The sequence below is a fragment of the Pandoraea bronchicola genome (genome assembly GCF_902459805.1).
GTDB classification, from domain to species: Bacteria; Pseudomonadota; Gammaproteobacteria; order Burkholderiales; family Burkholderiaceae; genus Pandoraea; species Pandoraea bronchicola.
Genome location: NZ_CABPST010000020.1, coordinates 22,605 through 43,521, shown reverse-complemented (window position 1 = coordinate 43,521; position 20,917 = coordinate 22,605). Strand labels below are relative to the sequence as shown.

Annotated in this window: 21 protein-coding genes; 13 read left to right on the top strand and 8 right to left on the bottom strand. The window is 61.5% G+C overall.

The window, feature by feature from the left end:
- A partial coding sequence (locus tag PBR20603_RS23525; RefSeq protein WP_217426001.1) for a hypothetical protein occupies positions 1-647 on the bottom strand: 647 nt, incomplete at its 3' end.
- A gap of 1 nt (position 648) precedes the next feature.
- Here PBR20603_RS23525 and PBR20603_RS23520 point away from each other — a divergent pair.
- Positions 649-957, top strand: coding sequence for a hypothetical protein (locus PBR20603_RS23520; protein ID WP_150561871.1), 309 nt, complete (start codon positions 649-651; stop codon positions 955-957).
- A 15-nt stretch (positions 958-972) separates the two neighbouring features.
- A complete protein-coding gene (locus PBR20603_RS23515) occupies positions 973-2,298 on the top strand; it encodes a methyltransferase family protein (protein ID WP_150561870.1) in 1,326 nt (441 codons plus the stop codon).
- 39 nt (positions 2,299-2,337) lie between these two features.
- Here the strand turns inward: PBR20603_RS23515 and PBR20603_RS23510 are convergent, their stop codons facing one another.
- Positions 2,338-3,369 (bottom strand): GlxA family transcriptional regulator, encoded by a 1,032-nt coding sequence (locus PBR20603_RS23510; RefSeq protein ID WP_150561869.1) that lies wholly within the window; start codon positions 3,367-3,369, stop codon positions 2,338-2,340.
- A gap of 109 nt (positions 3,370-3,478) precedes the next feature.
- Here PBR20603_RS23510 and PBR20603_RS23505 point away from each other — a divergent pair, with 109 nt between their 5' ends.
- The 3 genes from PBR20603_RS23505 to PBR20603_RS23495 all read left to right on the top strand — a co-directional run bounded on the left by PBR20603_RS23505 (position 3,479) and on the right by PBR20603_RS23495 (position 6,300).
- Positions 3,479-4,546, top strand: a complete 1,068-nt coding sequence (locus tag PBR20603_RS23505; protein ID WP_150561868.1) for a DJ-1/PfpI family protein — start codon at positions 3,479-3,481, stop codon at positions 4,544-4,546.
- Positions 4,534-5,046 (top strand): hypothetical protein, encoded by a 513-nt coding sequence (locus PBR20603_RS23500; RefSeq protein ID WP_150561867.1) that lies wholly within the window; start codon positions 4,534-4,536, stop codon positions 5,044-5,046. Before PBR20603_RS23505 ends, PBR20603_RS23500 begins: the two co-directional genes overlap by 13 nt.
- Before the next feature lie 66 nt (positions 5,047-5,112).
- The gene (locus PBR20603_RS23495; protein ID WP_150561866.1) at positions 5,113-6,300 is read left to right on the top strand and encodes an aminotransferase class V-fold PLP-dependent enzyme; all 1,188 of its coding nucleotides are present in this window, start codon (positions 5,113-5,115) and stop codon (positions 6,298-6,300) included.
- 83 nt (positions 6,301-6,383) lie between these two features.
- Here the strand turns inward: PBR20603_RS23495 and PBR20603_RS23490 are convergent, their stop codons facing one another.
- Complete coding sequence (locus tag PBR20603_RS23490; RefSeq protein WP_150561865.1) at positions 6,384-7,535, bottom strand: GlxA family transcriptional regulator; 1,152 nt, start codon at positions 7,533-7,535, stop codon at positions 6,384-6,386.
- A gap of 317 nt (positions 7,536-7,852) precedes the next feature.
- Here PBR20603_RS23490 and PBR20603_RS23485 point away from each other — a divergent pair, with 317 nt between their 5' ends.
- From PBR20603_RS23485 to PBR20603_RS23460, 6 genes are all read left to right on the top strand, one after another.
- The gene (locus tag PBR20603_RS23485) at positions 7,853-8,851 is read left to right on the top strand and encodes an ABC transporter substrate-binding protein (protein ID WP_246174962.1); all 999 of its coding nucleotides are present in this window, start codon (positions 7,853-7,855) and stop codon (positions 8,849-8,851) included.
- A 13-nt stretch (positions 8,852-8,864) separates the two neighbouring features.
- Entirely contained in the window at positions 8,865-9,935 is a 1,071-nt protein-coding gene (locus PBR20603_RS23480; RefSeq protein ID WP_150561863.1) for an ABC transporter ATP-binding protein, read from the top strand.
- Positions 9,932-10,822 carry an ABC transporter permease gene (locus PBR20603_RS23475; RefSeq protein ID WP_150561862.1) on the top strand — a complete coding sequence of 297 codons (891 nt, stop codon included), beginning with the start codon at positions 9,932-9,934 and terminating at the stop codon, positions 10,820-10,822. Before PBR20603_RS23480 ends, PBR20603_RS23475 begins: the two co-directional genes overlap by 4 nt.
- Positions 10,819-11,607 (top strand): ABC transporter permease, encoded by a 789-nt coding sequence (locus PBR20603_RS23470; protein WP_150561861.1) that lies wholly within the window; start codon positions 10,819-10,821, stop codon positions 11,605-11,607. The genes PBR20603_RS23475 and PBR20603_RS23470 overlap by 4 nt, the downstream gene beginning before the upstream one ends.
- 30 nt (positions 11,608-11,637) lie before the next feature.
- Positions 11,638-12,651 (top strand): proline racemase family protein, encoded by a 1,014-nt coding sequence (locus tag PBR20603_RS23465; protein ID WP_150561860.1) that lies wholly within the window; start codon positions 11,638-11,640, stop codon positions 12,649-12,651.
- Between the two features lie 743 nt (positions 12,652-13,394).
- Positions 13,395-13,997, top strand: a complete 603-nt coding sequence (locus PBR20603_RS23460; protein WP_150561859.1) for a hypothetical protein — start codon at positions 13,395-13,397, stop codon at positions 13,995-13,997.
- A gap of 75 nt (positions 13,998-14,072) precedes the next feature.
- On the opposite strand, the gene PBR20603_RS23455 is transcribed toward PBR20603_RS23460, so the two are convergent.
- Genes PBR20603_RS23455 through PBR20603_RS23440 form a run of 4 tightly spaced genes read right to left on the bottom strand, consistent with a single transcriptional unit; the run spans position 14,073 to position 17,393 of the window.
- A complete protein-coding gene (locus PBR20603_RS23455) occupies positions 14,073-14,354 on the bottom strand; it encodes a DUF1427 family protein (protein WP_150561858.1) in 282 nt (93 codons plus the stop codon).
- Entirely contained in the window at positions 14,351-14,803 is a 453-nt protein-coding gene (locus PBR20603_RS23450; RefSeq protein WP_150561857.1) for a DoxX family protein, read from the bottom strand. The genes PBR20603_RS23455 and PBR20603_RS23450 overlap by 4 nt, the downstream gene beginning before the upstream one ends.
- 27 nt (positions 14,804-14,830) lie before the next feature.
- The gene (locus tag PBR20603_RS23445; RefSeq protein ID WP_150561856.1) at positions 14,831-16,690 is read right to left on the bottom strand and encodes an amidohydrolase; all 1,860 of its coding nucleotides are present in this window, start codon (positions 16,688-16,690) and stop codon (positions 14,831-14,833) included.
- 13 nt (positions 16,691-16,703) lie between these two features.
- A complete protein-coding gene (locus PBR20603_RS23440; protein WP_150561855.1) occupies positions 16,704-17,393 on the bottom strand; it encodes a hydrolase in 690 nt (229 codons plus the stop codon).
- 227 nt (positions 17,394-17,620) lie between these two features.
- Here PBR20603_RS23440 and PBR20603_RS23435 point away from each other — a divergent pair, with 227 nt between their 5' ends.
- On the top strand, positions 17,621-18,319 hold the full coding sequence (locus PBR20603_RS23435; protein WP_217425999.1) for a response regulator transcription factor: 699 nt from the start codon (positions 17,621-17,623) through the stop codon (positions 18,317-18,319).
- 65 nt (positions 18,320-18,384) lie between these two features.
- Here PBR20603_RS23435 and PBR20603_RS23430 read toward each other — a convergent pair whose 3' ends face one another.
- Positions 18,385-18,816, bottom strand: a complete 432-nt coding sequence (locus PBR20603_RS23430) for a hypothetical protein (RefSeq protein ID WP_246174960.1) — start codon at positions 18,814-18,816, stop codon at positions 18,385-18,387.
- A gap of 293 nt (positions 18,817-19,109) precedes the next feature.
- Between PBR20603_RS23430 and PBR20603_RS23425 the strand changes: the two genes are divergently transcribed.
- Entirely contained in the window at positions 19,110-20,795 is a 1,686-nt protein-coding gene (locus PBR20603_RS23425; RefSeq protein ID WP_246174959.1) for a ShlB/FhaC/HecB family hemolysin secretion/activation protein, read from the top strand.
- Positions 20,796-20,917 lie beyond the last annotated feature (122 nt).

Sequence of the window (20,917 nt, the reverse complement as noted above, 5' to 3'; positions counted from 1 at the left end):
AAGGATTCCGACTCGGGCTCGTCGTCGGGCAGTGGCTCATCCTCCGGCAACGGTGGTTCGTCGAGCAGCGGTTCGAGCGGCGGCAAGGATAACGAGTCGGGCTCTTCATCGGGCAGTGGCTCGTCCTCGAGTAATGGCGGATCGTCGAGCAGTGGTTCGAGCGGTGGCAAGGACTCCGACTCGGGCTCGTCATCGGGCAGTGGCTCATCCTCCGGCAACGGTGGATCGTCGAGCAGCGGTTCGAGCGGCGGGAAGGATCCCGACTCGGGCTCCTCATCGAGCAGTGGTTCGTCCTCGAGCAACGGCGGATCGTCGAGCAGCGGTTCGAGTGGCGGCAAGGATTCCGATTCGGGATCGTCATCGGGCAGTGGCTCGTCCTCGAGCAACGGCGGTTCGTCGAGCAGCGGTTCGAGCGGTGGCAAGGATTCCGACTCGGGCTCCTCGTCGGGCAGTGGTTCGAGCGGCGGCAAGGATTCCGACTCGGGCTCGTCATCGGGCAGTGGTTCGTCCTCAAGCAACGGCGGATCGTCGAGCAGCGGTTCGAGTGGCGGCAAGGATAACGAGTCGGGCTCTTCATCGAGCGGCGGTTCGTCCTCTGGCAACGGCGGTTCGTCGAGCGGTGCGGTCGACGACCCTAACGGCATCACGGTGACAGTGAGCCTGAAGGCGTCCGGTAGCCCGTCCGATCTCATCGCGGTGTCGGTGCCAAAGGCAATGGCGCGGCCGGGCAGCCATTTCCGTTTCGCGTTGCCCGAAAAGGCGGTTCCTGGCGCCACGGACGCTACGACAACCGTGACGCTGGCAAACGGCCAACCCTTGCCATCGTGGTTGAAGTTCGAGCCGCAATCGCGAGCATTTACGGCGACATCGGTTCCTGCGGGAGCCCTGCCGTTGCAGGCGATGATGACGTCGGGCGGTGTTCGCGTGCCGCTCGTGATCGTTGAGCGAAATCAGTAAGCGAGAAGGGACGTAATGGAAAACGAAGCAGTGCAGCAAGGGCGCCAGGCCGACACCACGGCAACAGGAAAGCACGCGCCGGAAGTGACGCGCCCTCGCTCGGCAACGCACGGCGCTGTCGGCTTCGCAGGCCTGGTGGCGTTTCTGCTTTCCCTGACGATTCTGCGCGTCGACCGTCCCTTCGGGGACGATGTGGTGACGTCCGCATTGTTCATGATCGGCATGACGTCAGCGGCCGTGCTGCTGACGGACCTTCTTTGGCAGAAGGTCCATCGGCGTGCATCGACCGGGATGACTTTGAGCCGGAATAGCCCGTCGTGGTCGCGCAGCCTGTTCAAGTTCGCCGGCTTGTTGGGAAGCCTGGGTTTCGTTGCGCTGTTGTACTGGTTATTCCCTGAGTACCACGGCGACTTCTACGACAACTACTACAGGATGCTGTCGCTGGTCGTGCCACCGTGGTTGGTGATCGCACTGCCGTATATCTATTTCGTTGATCGCAAGATGGCCCGACCGCTTGACGGCTATTGGCATCTTGGTCGAGTGGTCACGATGCAGTGGGGGCAGGTCAACTGGCGCATTGTCGGCCAGCATCTGCTCGGCTGGCTGGTGAAGGGGTTTTTCCTGCCCCTGATGTTCACCTACATGTGCAACGACCTTCACCACTTCCTGAGCACCGACGTCACCAAGCTCAGCGGTTTCAAGGCATGGTTCGATCTGCTGTACGCCTTATGCTATTTCATCGATGTGGGTCTGGTGGTAATGGGCTACCTTCTGGCGTTGCGCATTGCGGACACCCATTTGCGCTCGGCGGAGCCGACGATGCTGGGGTGGGCTGTGGCGCTGGTCTGCTACGAACCATTCTGGTCCTTGTTCGGTCGCCAGTATCTCGCCTACAGCACGGGCTTCCCGTGGGGCGCCTGGTTGTGGGACAAGCCGTTGCTCTACGGAATCTGGGGCTGCGCCATCCTGCTGCTCACCGGCATTTACGTCTGGGCGACCGTCAGCTTCGGCGCGCGCTTCTCGAACCTCACCCATCGCGGCATCATTACCAACGGCCCCTACCGCTGGACGAAGCACCCCGCCTACATAGCCAAGAATCTGTCGTGGTGGCTGATTTCAGTGCCTTTCGTCGCAAATGCGCCCGCCGGTGAGATTCTGCGTCACTGCTTGCTCCTGCTTGGCGTCAATGCCGTGTACGCCATGCGCGCGCGGACGGAGGAGCGTCATCTGTCAAGCGATCCCGAGTACGTTGCGTATGCGCAGTGGATTGATACGCACGGCCTGTTCCGCGCCTTGCGGTTGACACCGGGCCGCCGTCACACTGGCGCTGCCAACGCATAGCGTCTCGACAGCGCATTGACCTCCGTGGCGGCAGGGGAGCTAAGAAGATCGCTGTTCCTCGATGCCACGGGAGGAAAATCTGTCCCGATATTCCAGCGGGGTGACCCCGAGAGACTGGCGAAAGACGCGATGCAGCATGTCGGCCGTTTGCAAACCACTTCGGTCAGCCACACGTGCGACTGTCCATTCCGTCGTTTCCAGGTAGTGGCAGGCCTGATCAAGACGTGTTTGCAACACGTATCGTGCAGGTGTCACGCCGACTGTCTGCAAGAACCGCCGGGCGAAATTTCGCGGGCTCATCGCAACTCTTTCGGCAAGGGCAGGAACGCGCAAATCCGCGCAAGGATTATCCAGAATCCAGGCCAGCAACTCGCTGAATTGCTCCCCAGCGGTGGTTTGAGCAGCCAACGTCGCGCTGAACTGCCGCTGCCCGCCGGGACGATGCAGAAACAGCACGAGCTCCCGCGCGATTTCCACCGCAACGCTGTGGCCGATATCCGCCGCCACCAACGCCAGCGCCAGATCAATGCCGGCACTCACGCCCGCCGACGTGCACAGCTGCCCGTCCACCCGATAAATCGCGTCGGCATCGACATCGGCGCGTGGAAAGTGCGCCTTGAGAATATCCACCGCTGCCCAGTGGGTCGTCACCTTGCGACCGTCGATCAAGCCAGCCGCGCCCAGCACAAACGCTCCGGTACAAATACTGCCCACCCGCCGGGCCGTGCCGGCTTTCTCGACAAGCCACTTGATCAGTCGATCATCCGTTGCCGCCCGGCGAATGGCCGGCTCGGTTCCGCCTGTCACGAGTATGGTGTCGATGGCCCCCGCGATATCGGACAAGGGCTCAATGCCGCCAATGGTCAATGGGGATGGCGTGCCTAGTGTGACCTTTTCCACCGACCCGACGCGAATCGTGTAACTGCCGGGACGACGAGCCTCTGCCCGTGAGAAAACGCTGATCGGCCCGATCAGATCCAGTGGGTCCGTCCCATCGAACACCACCAGAACGAGTTGTCGTGGCAGTCGCTTTTGTCTTCCGGTTGGCAGGAAATCCGAACTCTCTGTCATAGTCAGTCATGTGCCGTTGGCTTACGCTCGACGCATTCAAAGGCGAAATGGGATCGGCGACGTGAAACGACGGCAATTCTTGCACGAACTGGCGTGCACAGGCGTAACTATGGCAGCATTCGCACTTCCCTCGGTTAACGCAAGGCCTCGACAACCGATCGACGGCTGCGACCCTTTGGCGCAAGCACTGCGCCCGCCGAAGCGAAGCCGTCCGTTAGTGGCGATTGTGGCCGACAACCGGGGCACGGAGACAACCGATCTGTTGATTCCGCACGCCATTCTGGTTCAGTCCGGCGTAGTCGACGTCGTCGTCGTTGCGCCGCAAGACGCCGATATCGTCCTGATGCCGGCGCTGACGATTGCATCGCAAATGACCCTGAGCGAGTTTGACCGCAGGTATCCGGGCGGTGCCGATTATGTCATTGTGCCCGCAATGCATCACGACGAGCGCGGTGGCCCGATTATCGAATGGATTGTGCGACAGGCGGCCTCGCGCGCCATCGTTGCCGGCATCTGCGAGGGCGCAAAGGTACTCGGGCGAGCTGGGCTGCTCAATGGCAAAAATGCGACAACGCATTGGTACGCCATCGATGATTTGCGAAAGACATATCCCGCAATGCAATGGATTCCAAATCGTCGCTATGTCGTCGATGGCAGCGTTGTGACAACGACGGGGGTAACCGCGTCTATTCCGGTGTCTTTGCTGTTGGTAGAGGCCATAGGCGGTCGCCAATCCGCTCAGGCGTTAGCGAACCAGCTCGGTGTTTCTGACTACAGCCCATCGCATGACAGCGGGAAGTATCATTTGAACGCCGCGCGTTTGTGGCGCGTGGCTAAGAACACGTTGGCATTATGGCGTCACGAGACAATCGGCATTCAGGTAGACGACGGGGTGAGCAGTTTGGCGCTCGCCCTGACGGCCGATCCCTGGGGGCGGACCTTCCGCTCAAGCGTAATTGCGCTCGCACAACGCACCTCGGTTACGACGTCTCACGGGCTGGTGCTGCGCACGGTTGCACCCGAAGACGCGCGACATTCAGATTTTCTGATTCAAATTGATACTGGAACACCGCCGGTTAAGCGCCTGGACGCTGCGCTAACGGCAATCTCGCAACGCTATGGGCCTGAAACGGCCGATCTCGTCGCACTCCAGTTGGAGTATCCATGGCAAAGCTAGTGACCTTGAGACGCGGTACCCATGATGGCATACAGGTTCGTCCCCGATGGCCCGCACGGCAAGTGCGCGTGGACGCCGTCGCTCTGAGTCAATTGCAATATATCCAGACGCAACTGCCATCAGAACTTGCGTTGATACTGACGCGTGGCTACGAACGCAGGGCGTCCCATCTTGGCTTCGCAAGGACGAAATTTCGTGCATTAGGCATTGGTGTGTTTCGCCGGCTCTATCCCGACAGACAACGTGAGATCGCCGATATCTTCGGAAGCAACGGCCATGATGTGGATGGCACGCACATCGACGTTTCGTTCCGCCTGAAGGGGCGTCGTATCCGTATGCTTCCACTGGGCGTCTTCACTCCGCCAAGCTGGCAGCAGCGACGTGTGCAAAGATACTTGTCGTCCCTGAGCGTCATTCAGTCTTCGCTAACAAAGAACGGCTTTCGGATTCACGATAATGAGACGGAGAGCTTGCAGATTCATTGTGATCTCGTACGCTAGGAAGAAGTGAAATCAAGGCGTCCGGTCTCCAAGGCGTTTGTGAAATTCAAGACAAGAGGATGTCGTATGAAGCAAGAACAGGAGGCAAATCCGTCAGCGGAGTCGGAGGTGTTCTGGCAAAACGTCAGACGCCAATATCCGGAGCAACGGCCGCTGCTCAACCTGAATAATGCCGCTGTCAGTCCGACGCCTCTCCCGGTCGAAGATGCCGTCGTCAGGGCGTTTCGCTTTGTCGGGAGTCTTCCGGATGTCAACATGTGGGAGCAGCTTGATGCAAACCTTCCGGACGTGAAGCGCCAGCTTGCATCGCTCATCGACTGCGCCCCCGAGGAAATCGCACTTAACCGAAATGCATCCGAGGGGCTGGCCAACGCGATCTTCGGCATTGCGTTAAAGCGAAATGACGAAGTGCTGATTGCAGACTGGGACTACCCGAGCGTGCGAGCCGCATGGGCGCAGCGCAAAGCTAGAGAAGGGATTGAGGTCACCACCGTCAAATTTGATCTGATGGACGATGACGAGGAGATCATCGCGGCTTATCGGCAGGCGATATCACCGAAGACACGCGCGATACAACTCACTCATATGATCCATTGGACAGGACGAGTGTTGCCGGTCCAACGCCTATGCGCCATTGCGGCGTCCGCTGGCATCATCACCATCGTGGATGGGGCTCAGAGTTTTGCTCAGATGCCAGTCAGCTTCCGGGAAATCGGATGCGACTTCTTCGCGACTAGCCTTCACAAATGGCTGGGTGCGCCAGTGGGAAACGGCATGCTTATCGTGAAACAGGAGCGTATCGACGAAACGTGGCCACTGCTGGCGCCTTTCGATGACAAGCCAGAGGGCATTGCCAAGTTCGACCAATGGAATCTCGGCACCTACAACTGCGCTATACAAGCGGGAATTTTGCCTGCGCTACGGTTTCACCAGAGTATCGGCACGGCGAGGATTCAGGCGAGGTTGCAAACGCTCACGAAATATTGGATTTCAGCAGCCGCCAGCATCAAAGGGTTCAGATTGCATACGCCGATCGATGCGCCTGAGCTAAGCGGTGTTAGCCTATTCTCCATTGCTAACCATGATGCAAAGGGCATCGAAGCCAGACTTCGAAGTGAATACCAGATTCACGTCAAGTACAGACGAATCGCGCACATTGAAGGACTGCGCGTGTCCCCGCATATCTACATGCTAGAAGCGGAGTTGGACAGGTTCGTCGGCGCTCTGGCTGCCGTCACGACGCGTCCTGCATGATATAAGAGCTCGCCGTAGAGGCGCCGGTCACGGCAACCTGAGCGCATCGCGATACACCTCGCGCGCCAATCCGGCACCTCCACTCAATGACGGGCCATCGCTCGCCGCCGCGCACGATCCGTTCTGCGCACTCGTCGGTCGGCATCCGCGTCCACCCGCGCACCCTCTGCCCCGATCTGCCGGCGGAACTCTCGCGGCGAAACGCCATACCGCGCACGAAAATCACGGGAGAAATGCGCACCGTCGGAAAACCCGCACTCGAGAGCAATATCGGTAATGCTCCTCGTATCGTGGCGCAACTGCCACCGCCCGTAATCCAGCCGCATGCTGCGCAGAAACGACATCGGTGAAACACCGAGCGCCTCGTGGAAGGCTCTTTCCAGTTGCCGCCGTCCAACATTCACATAACGGGCGATGGCGTCCAGCGTCGGCGGATTGTCAATGCGTTGCTCAATAAAGTGCGCGGCCTGTCGCACCCGAATATCCGAAATATGCGAGAGGTCCGCATAAAAGTGCGCCTGCGGCAGCTTCGCGGGACGGATGCCCTGCAGCATCATATGGCGCACCACCTGTTGCGCCTTGGCCTGACCACAGTGGCGCGTTACAAGGTAAAGCCCGAGATCAATCGCTGCCGTCGATCCGGCACACGTAATCAGATCCCCCTCATCGACGAAAAGATGATCGACGACCGCCTTCGTCTGCGCAAAGCGAGCGCGGAAGGCATCCAGCACATTCCAATGCACGCACACAGTGCGTGAGCCTGCGAGCCCGGCTTGAGCAAGCGTGAACGTGCCCGTACAGATGCCAAGCATGCGCACATGTCGCGCACTGGCAAGCTGAAGCCAATCGCGTAATTGCGGCGGCAGGTGCGTGTTCGGGTAGTCGTTGCCGCCACACATGGCGATGTAGTCAAAGCCCGACGGATCGTCAGGCAACGCCCCGTCGACATTCACGGCAACACCGGCACTCGACTCACGCGGCAGCCCGTCCATGCTCATCACGCGCCAGTGAACGTCGATCTGGCGGCTGCGTCCCCCGTGATCGGCGGCCAGACGCAGAACATCGACCAGGCCCGCGAACGCGGCCAGTGTGAACTGATGAAGCAAGACGAGACCGATCGAGAGCTTGGCCTTTGCGAGAGGTCCGGCGCTCTCATGTGCCGCGTCGCCGGCATCGTCGCTGATCGGCGAGACATCCGGCGCCAGCAAGTTGGGTGCTGCCGACGCTCGCTTCATTTTTTTCGACGTTTCCTGTTCAGTCGTCTTGCCGTAGATATGACGGCTTTGCATGTCGCGGTTATACAAGTTTTTGACCGATGCTTGCAAGCTGGCGACAACCCTTGCTCGCTACGATGCAACTCAGCGGTATCCGATGTGTGGCGCGCTACATCTACGTGAGCATGGCATTCGCACGGACCGCACAAGATGCTCGTAATGCGTGCAAGACTCGGAATGACTGGCCACACCTTCCTTCGGGGGATGACATGAACTTCTGCAGCCGCAACACCTTACGGAAGTCGGTAATCGCCATGGCGATTGCGACAACCGCGTCAATGTCTGCTTTTCAGGCGGCTGCGCAGTCTTCGCGCATTACAGTCGCCATGTATGGCGGTAACTGGGGCGACGCCTTCAAGGCGTGCGTCGCCGAGCCTTTCACGAAGGCGACCGGCATCGCCGTCACGCCCGAAATCGGCACTTCGACCACAACGCTCGCGAAGCTGCAACAGCAAAAAAATTCGCCGACGATCGACGTTGCCTGGCTCGACGGCGGTATCAGCGAAATGGCGTTTGATGCTGGCGTGCTCGACAACCTCGATGCCGCGGGCATTCCGAATCTGAAGAATGTCAATGCGAAGGGCGTCTATCGCAATGGCAACACCACCTATGCGGTGAGTTCCGGCTACTACTCGCTGGGTCTGACCTACAACACGAAGTCGGTCAAGACGCCGCCCACAAGCTGGAAAGACCTCTGGAATCCCGAGTACGCGGGCGCCGTGACAGTGCCGTCGCCGTCGAACTCCGCAGGCGTTCCGTTCGTGGTGTTTCTCGCCCATGTGTGGGGTATCGACCCGTCCAACCTCGGCCCGGTGTACAGCAAGCTGGCCTCGCTCGACGCGTCTCTCTTCTACGACAGCTCGGGTGCCGCGACAAACGCCTTCCAGAGCGGCGAAGCGATCATCGGTGCGCACTTCAATGTCGGCGCATGGGACCTGATCGACAAGGGCGTGCCGATCGGATTCGTGGTGCCGAAGGAGGGTGTGTGGGCCACAGATGCGCGCCTGCATCTGGTCAAGGGCTCACGCAACAAGGCAGCGGCAGAGAAGTTCATCAACACGGCGCTCACCCCCGAGGCGGCGTCATGCCTGGCATCGAAGCTGTATCTCGGCCCGGCCGTTGCCGGCGTGAAGGTGCCGCCCGACGTCGCTCGCAAGTTGCCCTGGGGCGTCAATGGATCGGTAGACAGTCTGAAGCTGTTCGACTGGAGCATGATCAACGCGCGTCGCGCGGAGATCACGTCGGCCTGGAACCGTCAGGTGTCCGCGAAGAAGTAAGGAAGGTCGTGCCATGACAGCATTGCTATCTCTCGACGCGGTATCCAAGCGCTTTGGCAGTTATCAGGCGCTCGACCGTATCAGTCTCGACGTGCGGCAGGGCGAGTTCATCGCCCTGCTCGGCCCGAGCGGTTGCGGCAAGACAACCCTGCTGCGCGCCATCGCCGGTTTCCAGGTGCCCGACAGTGGCCGCATCGCGATCGAAGGTGACGACGTCACACAACTGCCGCCGTATCGCCGTCCGCTCAACACTGTCTTCCAGCAGTACGCGTTGTTCCCTCACATGCGTGTGCTCGAGAACGTCGCCTACGGACCTCGCCGTCAGGGCGTAGCGCGTGACGAAGCGCTCAAGCGCTCGCGAGAAGCGCTGGCGATGGTCGGGCTCGAGAGCTTCGGCGAGCGTTATCCGCGTGAACTTTCGGGCGGACAGCAGCAACGTGTTGCACTGGCGCGCGCCATTGTCAATCGTCCCAAGCTGTTGCTGCTCGACGAGCCGCTCTCTGCGCTCGACATGAAGTTGCGCAAGCGCATGCAACTCGAACTCAAGCACTTGCAGGAGCGGCTCGGCATCGCCTTCGTATTCGTGACTCACGACCAAGAGGAGGCGATGACGATGGCGGACCGCATTGTCGTCATGAATGCTGGCCGTATCGAACAAGTGGGCACGGGTATCGACATCTATCGCCGTCCGGCAACGCGCTTCGTCACCGAGTTCATCGGCGACGCCAACATGATCGCGTTCGACGTGCGCGAGGGGGTGCTGCATCTCGACATGGCAACGCCAGCACAATGGCAGGTGCGGTCGAATACCCCGGCGCGCGGTGTTGCCGTGCTACGTCCGGAACAGTTGCATGTGGTCGCAGATGCCGCCAACACCTCGTCCGAGGCGTTGGCATGCCGCATGCGAGGCGTGCTCGCCGATATCGTCGACATCGGGAGTCATGCCCTTCTCTACGCCGACGTGGGCGCGCACCGTATCGTTGCGCGCACGACGAGTGGTATTGCGGCGACGCTGCGCACCGGTGCCGATGTGCATCTGGGCTTCGATCCGGCGAACGTGCATCTGATCGGGGACGCGGCATGAACCCGACCTTGTCGCTTCCCGCACACGGTGAGGGGACGCACCGGCTGCGACTGGCGCCGGTCTGGATGATAGGCGTGCCTTTGCTGTTCTTCGCCGCGTTCTTCCTTGCGCCGCTGGCCGTTGTGCTGGTGGCGAGCCTTACCTCCGCAAACGGTATCGGGTTGTCGGCGCTGACGTTCGCCAACTACGCGCGAGTGCTCGCCGATCACTATCACTGGGACGTCACGCTCGTCACCTTTCGCATCGCGTGCCTCACCACGGTGTTCTGCGTGCTGCTCGGATATCCGCTCGCGTGGTATCTCGTGCGCATCGTGCGCTGGCAGGCGTGGCGCCGGGCATGCGTGATCCTGCTCGTGGTGCCCATGCTCACGAGCAATATCGTGCGCTCGTTCGGCTGGATGGTGCTGCTGGGGCGCAACGGGTTGATCAATGAGGCGCTGTTGGCGAGCGGGCAGATCGAGCGCCCGATCCGCTTCCTCGGCACGGAGACCGGCATTCTTATCGGCATGGTGTACGTACTGCTGCCGTTTGTCGTGCTGGCGGCAGGCAATTCGCTGGCACGCGTGGACACCTCGCTCGAACAGGCATCTGCCGATCTTGGCGCAAAACCGTACGAGACGTTCTTTCACGTGACGTTGCCATTGACGATGCCGGGCATCGTCGCGGGCGCGATCATGGTCTTCACGCTGGCGGTCTCCGCTTACGTCACGCCGGCGCTGCTCTCGGGAGGACGTGTGACGGTGCTGTCGATGCTGATCTTCCAGCAATACAGCTCGACGTTCGACATCCATTACGGGGGGGCGCTCAGCATCGTGTTGCTGGTGTTCACGCTGGCGATGGTCGCGTTGGCCGGGCGCATCGGCGTGGTGCGTGGAGGTGTCCGATGATTGCGCGTTTTTCCGTTCGCCTCGTGGCATGGGCTGTCCTCGCTTACCTGATGTTGCCGCTCGTGGTGATTCTCGGCAGTTCGCTGACCCGCACTGAATTCCTGGCGTTTCCGCCGCAGGGCATCACGTTGCGCTGGTACCGGCAGATGCTGCACGACCAGAGCTATCTGTCCGCCTTTACGACGAGCACGACACTGGCGTTCACCGCCACGGTGTTGTCGCTCTTGCTGACGGTGCCCGCATCGCTGGTGCTGGCGCGATACGAGTTCCGCGGAAAGGGCACGCTGACGGCGATTTTGATGGCGCCGCTGACACTGCCGCACATTGTGCTCGGCGCCGCGCTGCTGCAGTTTGGCGGGTATTTCGGTCTGACGCGCAGCTTCCTGTCGCTGCTGATCGGTCACACCATCATCGTCGCGCCGTTCGTGCTGCGCTCGGTGCTCTCGATGATGACCCCGGAGCAGCGTGCGCTGGAGGAGGCCTCGAGCGATCTGGGCGCGAACCCCTGGACGACGTTCTTTCTCGTCATCCTGCCGCGTATTCGGCCGGGCATTGTGACCGGATCGATCTTCGCGTTCATCTCGTCATGGATCAACGTCGAGCTTTCGATCTTCAATACGACGGCTGATCTCAACACCATTCCGGTCAAGTTGTTCAACTACGTGCAGTACACGATCGACCCGACAATCGCCGCGGTGTCCGGCGCGACGATTCTGGTAGCCGTCGTGGCGATCGTGATCCTGGATCTCACCATCGGTCTCGACATGTTGTCCGACCGCAGCTAATCCTCACCTGACTCTCCTGGAGCCATTGTTATGCGCAAGCAAGACGCATTCGACGTTATCTACACCCACACCGAAGGTGAGCCGCTTTGCATCATCCATAGCGGCATTCCGTATCCGGCAGGGTCCACCATTCTGGAAAAGCGTGCCTTCCTCGAAGCCAACTACGACTGGTTGCGCATGGCCCTCATGCGTGAGCCGCGCGGCCACCGCGACATGTTCGGCGTGTTCCTCACGCCGCCGTCGAGCAAGGAGTTCGATGCGGGGCTGATCTACATCGACGGTACCGAGTACTCGCATATGTGCGGTCACGGTACGATCGCAGTGGCCATGGCGATGGTTGCGCACGGCTTCGTACCGCGCGGCCCGAACGGCATCACGCGCATTCGCTTCGAAACGACGGCAGGTCTGGTGGTCGCGGAAGTGGCCGCCGAAGGCGACGAGGTGCTATGGACGCGCTTCGAGAACGTGCCCGCCTACGTCGCCGCGCAGGACGTTCCGGTGCATCTGCCGGGCTATGGCGATCTCAAGGCGGATATCGTCTGGGGCGGCAACTACTTCGGTATCGTCGACCTCAGCAGTTGCAACCTGCGCATCTCGCCGGAGAATGGCAGCGAACTGTCGCGTCTGGGCTTGCTGGTGCGCGATCAGATCAACGCGAAGATGCGCATCCAGCATCCGACGCAAGCCCATGTGAACAACCTGAACTACGTGACGTTCTGGCATTCGCCGACGATTGAAGGCGCGTTCTACAAGAACGTTCACGTGTTCAGCGCCGGGCAGCTCGATCGTTCGCCGGGCGGCACGGGCACCAGCGCGATGATGGCGATGTTCGAAGCGCGCGGCCAACTGAAGATGAACCAGCCGATCCTGACGGAAGGCTTGCTCGGCAGCGGAACGTTCGAAGGGTGTCTGCTTGGCGAAGTGGATCTGAACGGCACGCGGGCGGTGCGACCGACGGTCAAGGGCACGGCCAGCGTTCTGGGCACCGCACGCTGGATCATCGATCGCAAGGATCCGGTGGGCGCAGGGTTCCTGGTGCGGTAACAACCCCTTGGGGGGTAAGGGGGGGTAAAAAAAGCCACCCGGTGAAGGGTGGCTTTTTAAGTGGCCAATTAGACTAGTGGGGTATCACTAGTAAGAAGAGCACAAATTAAGAGCGCGATGAACACTCTTAATGCGATTCTTGCCACTAGGAGAATGAGTTTTTTGTTTTTTGGACTCATTTTTTTTCTCCTTATTGTTATACATCTGCGGTTGCTCCGCAGTATGGGCTGTGTTGTTGCTATTGGGGTTGACCCATTTACCCAATCAGCGCCGATGGCCGATCCCGCCACGAGTGCCGAAAGCGTAGCAAAGAATTCGGTAATTTGGTGCTTTTGTTTGTGAGTGAGAAAGACTTCCCTTCATAAAGGCGTCGAATGTTCGGCGAGTCCGGCCCGGTCAACAGCGCCGCCTATTTTCAGGCAACTGAACGACAAAAAAGCGGTGTCTGAATCAGCGCAAGTGAGATCGGGTTCGCGTTGAACTGCCAAGTGATTTCGGGGGCGAAAGAAGAGGGCGTCACTCCGGCACACACGGACATCCGCATTTCGACCGACTCGATCGAGCCGGTGCCATGTGAGGACTACTGGCGGGAGGTAACTCGGCCTTCATTTGATTCGCAACATCCAAATGACACCGGGCGCGAGCCGGGGATTCGTCGAAAGTGCAAGCCCGCTGCCGGTATCGCAAAACGCTGCGTCAACACGCTGGCAGGATGCCATCTCCCCTACCAAAGGAGGTCGACGATGAATCCCGCAGGCATCGCAACGATTCACACTTCACCGATGGTCAATGCTGTCGCGCATCAGCATGCACGCGATCCGCATGCATGTTTCAACGCCGACATTCAGACGGTCGAACTCAGGGCGGCGGGCATGCTCCGCTCGCCATTTGCGGCCGACGCGGTGAGAATTCGACATGGCGGCGTGCCAGGTCATCTTCCGTTGGTGTCTGTTAAGAACCTGGACGCTTGCTCTGAGCCCGGGCCGGCGGCAGACTTTGCGTTTTTCCGTGAGCCATTGAAGCAGAACATGGCCCTGCTCGGCAGATGGGCCGCTGCCGCCAGGGCCGGCAGTCAATCCGAAGCATGGTCCCGGTTTGTCAGCGACATCACGGAACACTTCTTCAAAGGCAGCCGGCGGCAGCGTGTGATGGACGCGTTGATCCTGTCTATCGATGTGCTACCCGCGAGCTACCGGGCGGACGCGCTGGCATGCTTGCTCGCCGATGGTGAAGAGGGAATGGCGGCCGCCGAGGAGTTCTGGGAATACATCGGACTGGACCGGATTCCCGAGGCGGACAAGGATCGGGTGCGGGGTCTGATCCGCCAATATGGCATCGGCGCGTAACGATTCGAAGCGGTTTGCTGCGCCCGGCTGGGCGTGTCCCGTCGCCTGATCGGAGGGACACCCCTGGCCGGACGCTCAGACTTTGGGCGACTCCGCCTCGCCTTCCTCCTTGGTCGTTTGTGCCACCGGCCCGGGAAGACCGGTGATCTTCGGCACGCACTCTCGATGGAACCAGACGAGATTGACCGGCTCGCCTGCCAACAGACGCTTGACCGGGGGTACGACCTGCTCGCCGATCAGCATGCCGAGCAGCCCGAGGAGCGCGACCGCAGGCGGCGCGGGTGAGCGCACACCGAGACCGCCATAGAGGATGCCGACGAGCACGCCGACACCAAGCGAGACAAGATATAGCTTCATGACGTTCTCCGCGAAGCGCGCGATCTCAGGTCGTACCAAGCCACCGCGATAAAGCCGCCCACCAGCCCGAGATGCTCGAAAAAGGCGTTGGCCAGCATGACGCGCTCGCCCGGCGGCGCGGCCCAGAAGCGGTTGGCCATGAACGACGCCGCCAGGGTGAAGGCCGCCAGCGCCAATGCACCGAGCCATCGCCACCGTCCGGTGAGGATGAGCATGGACGCGCCGATCTCAAGCGCGATGACCGCTGCCGCAAAGGGTCCGGCAGGGGCCAGTCCGAAGTGATTCATCTCGGCGATCGCGGCGGGAAAATCCAGCGCCTTGTCGATGCCGCCCTGCAAGTAGGCACTACACAACAGCAGCAGAGCGAGCCAATAGGCCCAGCCCGGCAGTGAAATTCCCTCACGCCCGATGGGCGGCGAGGGATCGGAGGACGGCAAGACAGTGGCCATGACACACCTCGACTGGTGCGACCGTAATCAGAACGCCCAGCACGAACAGCCGAGCGCACCCCAGAATCCGCTTTCGTCAGACGCCGGAGCGCCGGACATCCACGCCTTCGTGTGCACATGGCCGTGCACGCCGCACGACGTGGCACACGCGCAACTCGCACTCACGTTCAGGACTTGCGGCTGACGCGATTTGTAGCCCACGCCATGACGGGCGGGCGACCAGTCGGGCATGGCGGGGGGGATATCGGGCGCATAGCGGCCGAAGTCGCCGTCGCCATAGACGACCTTGCCTCCCAGCAGCGTGAGCACCGACGTGATGTCCTGAATCTCGTCTTCCGGCACGCCGAAATAGTCCGCAGAGAGCACCGCAAGATCGGCCAGTTGCCCGACTTTGATCTGGCCCTTCTTGCCGACTTCCGACGAGAACCACGTATTGGCCTCCGTCCACAGACGCAGGGCGTCGTTGCGATCGAGCAGATTGCCCGGTGCGGACATGCGCAGCCCGCCCACGGTCTTGCCCGTCACGAGCCAGTAAAGCGAGACCCACGGATTGTAGGATGCGACGCGCGTCGCGTCTGTGCCTGCACCGACCTTTACCCCGCGTTCCAGCATGCGGCGGATGGGTGGCGTGGCTTCCGCAGCGCGCGCCCCGTAGCGCTCCACGAAGTACTCGCCCTGATATGCCATCCGATGCTGCACGGCGATCCCGCCCCCGAGTGCGGCGATACGGTCGATGTTGCGATCGCTGATCGTCTCGGCATGATCGAAGAACCAGTGCAGGCCGTCGAACGGCACGTCCTTGGCGACCTTTTCATAGACATCGAGTGCACGGGAGATGGTCTCGTCGTAGGTGGCATGCAGACGCCACGGCCAGCGGTTCTCCGCCAGCAGCCGCACGACCGGCTCGAGATCGGTTTCCATGGACGGCGGCATCTCGGGGCGCTCGACGCGGAAGTCCTCGAAGTCGGCGGCCGTGTACACGAGCATTTCGCCCGCACCGTTGTGACGATAGACGTCGTCGCCCTGGCCGGGGCTCACTTGCTTGACCCACTGGCTGAAATCCGCAAGTTCGGCCTTGGGCTTTTGCGTGAACAGGTTGTAGGCGAGGCGCACCGTAAGCTGCCCTTCTCGGTGCAGTTCCTCGATGATGCTGTAGTCCTCGGGGTAATTCTGGAAGCCGCCGCCCGCGTCGATCACACCGGTCACGCCGAGACGGTTTACCTCGCGCATGAAGTGGCGCGTCGAGTTTTTCTGATACTCCGGCGGCAGCTTCGGGCCTTTGGCGAGCGTAGCGTAGAGAATGGTCGCGTTCGGCTTGGCGAGCAGCAGTCCGGTCGGATTGCCCGATGCGTCGCGCACGATCTCGCCACCGGGCGGGTTGGGCGTGTCTTTGGTGTAGCCGACGGTGCGCAAGGCCGCGCCGTTGAGTATCGCGCGGTCATACAGGTGCAGGATGAACACCGGCGTGTCGGGAGCGACAGCGTTCAGTTCGTCGATGCTCGGCAGACGCTTCTCGGCGAACTGATGTTCGGTGAAGCCGCCCACCACGCGAACCCACTGCGGCGCAGGCGTTCGGTCGACCTGATCCTTCAACATGCGCATGGCGTCGGCCAGCGAACGAACGCCGTCCCAGCGCAGCTCCATGTTGTAGTTCAGGCCACCCCGGATGATGTGCATGTGACTGTCGATCAGTCCCGGGATGACACGGCGGCCCTGCAGGTCGATGACCTGGGTACCGTTGCCGGCCAGACGCATCACGTCGTCGCGCGTGCCCACGGCGGTGAACGTCCCGCCGGTGAGCGCGACGGCATCCGCCTGCGGATTGGCGCGGTCGAGCGTGGTGAACTTGCCGTTGACCAGAATGAGATCGGGCGTGGGGGCGGTCATGGCGAGTCTCCGATCAACGATTCGCCGGAACGGCCGGAATGGCTTCGTGCGGTGTTGCGGTGCGTTGCGCCGCCTTGTGGACCATCGTGTAGGCGTAGTCGACGCCCATGCCATACGCGCCCGAATGCTCCTTGACGAGTTTCATCACCGCGTCGTACGTGTCGCGGTGCGCCCAGTCGCGCTGCCACTCGAGCAACACCTGTTGCCACGTCACGGGCACGACCCCGGCCTGCACCATGCGCTGCATGGCATAGTCGTGAGCTTCCTTCGACGTGCCGCCCGAGGCGTCGCCGACCATGTAAATCTCATAGCCGCCTTCGAGCATCGCGCACAGGGCGAAGGTGGTGTTACAGACTTCCGTCCACAGACCGGCGACGATGACCTTCTTGCGGCCGTTGGCCGCGAGTGCGTCGCGCACCTTCTGGTCGTCCCACGAATTCATCGAGGTGCGCTCGAGCAGCTTCTGGTTCGGGAAGACGTCGAGCAGTTCCGGATAAGTGAAGCCCGAGAACGATTCGGACTCCACCGTCGTGATCGTCGTCGGAATGTTGAAAATACGCGCGGCCTTGGCCAGGCCCACGGTGTTGTTCTTGAGTGCCTGACGATCCATCGACTGAACGCCGAAAGCCATCTGCGGCTGATGGTCGATGAAAATAAGCTGGCAGTTCTGCGGCGTAAGGACTTCGAGCTTGGGGTTCGACATGGAAGGCTCCGGAGGGAATGAGGTGGGATCGCGAAGGCACCGCAGGCGACCCCGCAATAGACTATGCCTTCCTAACGATACCCACTATCGTCTCTTCGTATTAGTATCCGCTAGGCCATGGCTGGCGCGGGCGCTTCGCTGATTGCCATTGGAAATAGCGCGCACGTTCGTGCTTTTTTGACATGCCTTGCGACTCGCGACTGGCATATACTCGGCGGCATCAAATCATGACTCGGCCTAACGGTATGAAAGGGCTTTCGGACTGCGGTACCGCGCGTGTTTATGTCGCCGTTGACGACGTGGCCGACAACGACGCGCTTTGCACGCTGCTCTCGGCCGGTGGTCTGTGTGCACGCGGATTTGCATGTGCGGCGTCCTTCGTTGCGTGCGAGCGTGCCGCCGGGCCGGCTTGTCTGGTACTGGCGGCGAATTTTGGCATGGCAGGCGGCGGTCTGGCGTTGCAGGAAGCGCTGATTGCGAGGCGGGACCCGATCCCCGTGGTCTTCATCGCCGATCATGCCGACGTAGCGACGAGCGTGCGCGGCATGAAGGCGGGGGCGGTCGATTTCCTGACCCGGCCATTTCCCGACGCCGTCCTGCTCGAGGCCATAGGCGTCGCGCTCGCGAAAGATCGTCAGCGTCTGGCGCGGGAGAGGGCCAGCACCGACGTTGCCGAACGTGCGCAGCGGCTCTCCCAGCGCGAACGAGAGGTCATGGCGCTCGTGGCGGCGGGGCGCATGAACAAACACATCGCAGACGAACTGGGCATTAGTGAAGTCACCGTCAAAATCCATCGCGGCAACGCCATGCGAAAGATGGAGGCACGCTCCTTCGCGGATCTGGTCATCATGGCTCACAAACTCGGCATGACGTCTCCCGCGCTCTATCACGGCGGCATTGGCCGGCATCGGCGCGAGACCGCTTAATCCACTGCACCTTCACATAGTGCCGGCCTTCGCCATCGGACTTGCCCCGGTGCGCCGTGTCGTATTTAGCGACCAGGACGAACGGCGGGCGCGGCCGGTGGCGGCGCATCCGGCCGCTGCGGCGTCGCTGAATTTCCGAATGTATTTCCCATGCGCTGAGACGTCGCGCTCCAGTTGAACTGGCCGCCGATCTGATTGCCCGGCTTGTTGGCGATGTCCTCCGACTCGAGTCCGGGCGCGCGGCCGCCGGCGAGCGGACTCGAGGCCGGTTGCAACTGGTTGGTCAGACAGTCATAGGACGGCGAGCGCTGTCCGTTCACCTCCACGTCGACACAACCGGCGCGTGGCTGCGCCGCCGGGGTGCCGCCCGGGCGCGGCGCATCGCCGGCGGCGCTCGCGTGTCCGGCCATGCCGAGCGCCAACACGACGATGCTTGCGCCGGTCGCTCCCCACACCAGTAAGTGCCCGTAACGCCCCCGAGTGCTGTCCGCCTTCATGGCATGTCCCCTGTGAAAAGTGTTAGGTGGTCCATCAGGACTCCGACCAAAACAAGCATACGTCAGTCCACGCGCTTTTCGAGAAAGATGAATTTCTCGTGACAAACGTTAGCCGGCTGCGCTCCCGAACGTCTAGGTATCCGTATTCGTGAGGAATGTCGACACGGATTGGGTGCGGCCGGGCGAAACCAGCGATGCAGAAGTCAGCGCGGGAAATCGCTGGAAAGCGCCAGGCCACCGGGGGCACTGCATCGGGCAGAGCCGCGTCGACCTAACAAAGCAGAGTCTTCTATATGCGTTTGATGAAAACGAACCGGCCGTGGTTGCGCTTGGCGGCGGTGTGGGCTGTCACGTTCGGAGGAACCGTTCATGGCGTTGCGATTGCTCAGGAAACCAAAGCAGATCAGCCCGGCAATCCGCCTGCGGTAAATCCTCAGGCAGGCGCGACAGGATCGGTGCAGGAGAAGGAACGGTCTGCCGAAGCACAGAAGCCAGTCAATATCAATGAATACGTCGTGCGCGGAAATACCGTGCTCGATGTCCGCACGATCGAAAAGGCGGTGACGCCCTTTCTCGGGCCGAACCGCACGCTTGCCGATATCGAAGCCGCACGCGACGCCTTGCTTGCCGCCTATCAGGCCAAGGGCTATCAGTCGGTGTACGTCGATTTGCCTGAGCAGCAGGTCTCCGGCGGTGTCGTGTATCTGAAGGTGAGCGAGACCAAACTGGGACGTCTGCGGGTGGTCGGTTCGGAATATCACTCGCCGCGCGAGGTGCGTGATCGCGTCCCGTCGTTGGCCGAGGGCAAGGTGCCGGACTTCAATGCCGCACAGGCGGAGCTTACGGCCTTGAACCGCACCGGCGAGCAACAGGTGGTGCCGCTCGTCAAGCAGGGGGCCGTGCCGGGCACGATGGACGTCGACCTCAAGGTCGAGGACACCAACCCGTGGCGCGCGAGCCTCAGCCTGAACAACGACCGCAGCGCCGACACGAAGCCGCTGCGCATGCTCGCTTCGGTGGGCTACGACAACTTGTGGCAACTCGGCCATCGCGTGTCGATGAGCTTCTTCGGCGCGCCGCAGGACTTCAGCCAGAGCAAGGTCTGGTCGGGGTCGTACGTGGCGCCGCTGGGCGCCTCGCCGTGGACGCTCGAACTCAACGGCTATCAGTCGGACAGCAATGTCGCCACCACAGGCGGCACCACGGTGCTCGGCAAGGGGCACGCGATCGGCGTCAAGACCACTTACACCGTGCCGGACACCGGCGCGTGGTATCACGCCTTCAGTCTGGGCGTGGACTTCAAGGACAACACGGAAACCACGCGCTTCGGCACTTCCGGCGATGTGGTGCCGCTCAAGTACGCGCCGATCACGCTGGGCTACAGCGGTTTCTATCAGGACGAAGACCTGAGCGCCGGTCTGAACACGTCGATCGTCTCGGGGATGTCGAGTTTCCTCGGCTACGGCAGCAGTCCTGCCCAGTTCGATGCGAAACGCTACAAGGCGTCGCCGAGCTTCATGGTGCTGCGTGCCGATGCCAACGGGACTTACACGTTTGGCGGCGGCTGGCAGCTCGCGGCGCGCGTTGCCACGCAGATGACCGATTCGCCGCTCATCTCGAATGAACAACTCGCCGGCGGCGGCATGAACTCGGTGCGCGGCTATCTCTCGGCCGAAGCGACCGGCGACTACGGCGTGGTCGGCTCCGTCGAATGGCGCACGCCGCCGATTCCGCTGCTCGGCCCGGTCGTCTCGAACTGGCGCGCTTACGCGTTCTTCGACGGGGCGCGTCTGGGATTGCGCGACGCCTTGCCCGAACAGACGTCGCGTTACTCGCTGGCGTCGGTCGGCCTGGGCACGTCGCTGCGTCTGACGTCACACGTGACGGGGCGCGTCGATGCCGCTTATCCGCTGACCAACGGACCGCGCACGGAGCGCTACAAGCCGCGACTGAACTTCAGCGTCACGGCGACCTATTGAGCGAATAAGGCGACCTGCCGACGGCCCGGAAACGACACATCCGAATTTCACGACACAACATTCACGACCTGATGCCCGATGCGCCCATTCCACGCGCCGGGCGGCATAAACGGAGAAATACA

Bases quoted from the DNA above. Each gene is read 5' to 3' on its own strand.
- PBR20603_RS23515 (WP_150561870.1), top strand. From the start codon at position 973: ATGGAAAACGAAGCAGTGCAGCAAGGGCGCCAGGCCGACACCACGGCA.
- PBR20603_RS23510 (WP_150561869.1), bottom strand. From the start codon at position 3,369: ATGACAGAGAGTTCGGATTTCCTGCCAACCGGAAGACAAAAGCGACTG.
- PBR20603_RS23505 (WP_150561868.1), top strand. From the start codon at position 3,479: ATGGCAGCATTCGCACTTCCCTCGGTTAACGCAAGGCCTCGACAACCG.
- PBR20603_RS23500 (WP_150561867.1), top strand. From the start codon at position 4,534: ATGGCAAAGCTAGTGACCTTGAGACGCGGTACCCATGATGGCATACAG.
- PBR20603_RS23495 (WP_150561866.1), top strand. From the start codon at position 5,113: ATGAAGCAAGAACAGGAGGCAAATCCGTCAGCGGAGTCGGAGGTGTTC.
- PBR20603_RS23490 (WP_150561865.1), bottom strand. From the start codon at position 7,535: ATGAAGCGAGCGTCGGCAGCACCCAACTTGCTGGCGCCGGATGTCTCG.
- PBR20603_RS23485 (WP_246174962.1), top strand. From the start codon at position 7,853: ATGTCTGCTTTTCAGGCGGCTGCGCAGTCTTCGCGCATTACAGTCGCC.
- PBR20603_RS23480 (WP_150561863.1), top strand. From the start codon at position 8,865: ATGACAGCATTGCTATCTCTCGACGCGGTATCCAAGCGCTTTGGCAGT.
- PBR20603_RS23475 (WP_150561862.1), top strand. From the start codon at position 9,932: ATGAACCCGACCTTGTCGCTTCCCGCACACGGTGAGGGGACGCACCGG.
- PBR20603_RS23470 (WP_150561861.1), top strand. From the start codon at position 10,819: ATGATTGCGCGTTTTTCCGTTCGCCTCGTGGCATGGGCTGTCCTCGCT.
- PBR20603_RS23465 (WP_150561860.1), top strand. From the start codon at position 11,638: ATGCGCAAGCAAGACGCATTCGACGTTATCTACACCCACACCGAAGGT.
- PBR20603_RS23460 (WP_150561859.1), top strand. From the start codon at position 13,395: ATGAATCCCGCAGGCATCGCAACGATTCACACTTCACCGATGGTCAAT.
- PBR20603_RS23455 (WP_150561858.1), bottom strand. From the start codon at position 14,354: ATGAAGCTATATCTTGTCTCGCTTGGTGTCGGCGTGCTCGTCGGCATC.
- PBR20603_RS23450 (WP_150561857.1), bottom strand. From the start codon at position 14,803: ATGGCCACTGTCTTGCCGTCCTCCGATCCCTCGCCGCCCATCGGGCGT.
- PBR20603_RS23445 (WP_150561856.1), bottom strand. From the start codon at position 16,690: ATGACCGCCCCCACGCCCGATCTCATTCTGGTCAACGGCAAGTTCACC.
- PBR20603_RS23440 (WP_150561855.1), bottom strand. From the start codon at position 17,393: ATGTCGAACCCCAAGCTCGAAGTCCTTACGCCGCAGAACTGCCAGCTT.
- PBR20603_RS23435 (WP_217425999.1), top strand. From the start codon at position 17,621: ATGACTCGGCCTAACGGTATGAAAGGGCTTTCGGACTGCGGTACCGCG.
- PBR20603_RS23430 (WP_246174960.1), bottom strand. From the start codon at position 18,816: ATGAAGGCGGACAGCACTCGGGGGCGTTACGGGCACTTACTGGTGTGG.
- PBR20603_RS23425 (WP_246174959.1), top strand. From the start codon at position 19,110: ATGCGTTTGATGAAAACGAACCGGCCGTGGTTGCGCTTGGCGGCGGTG.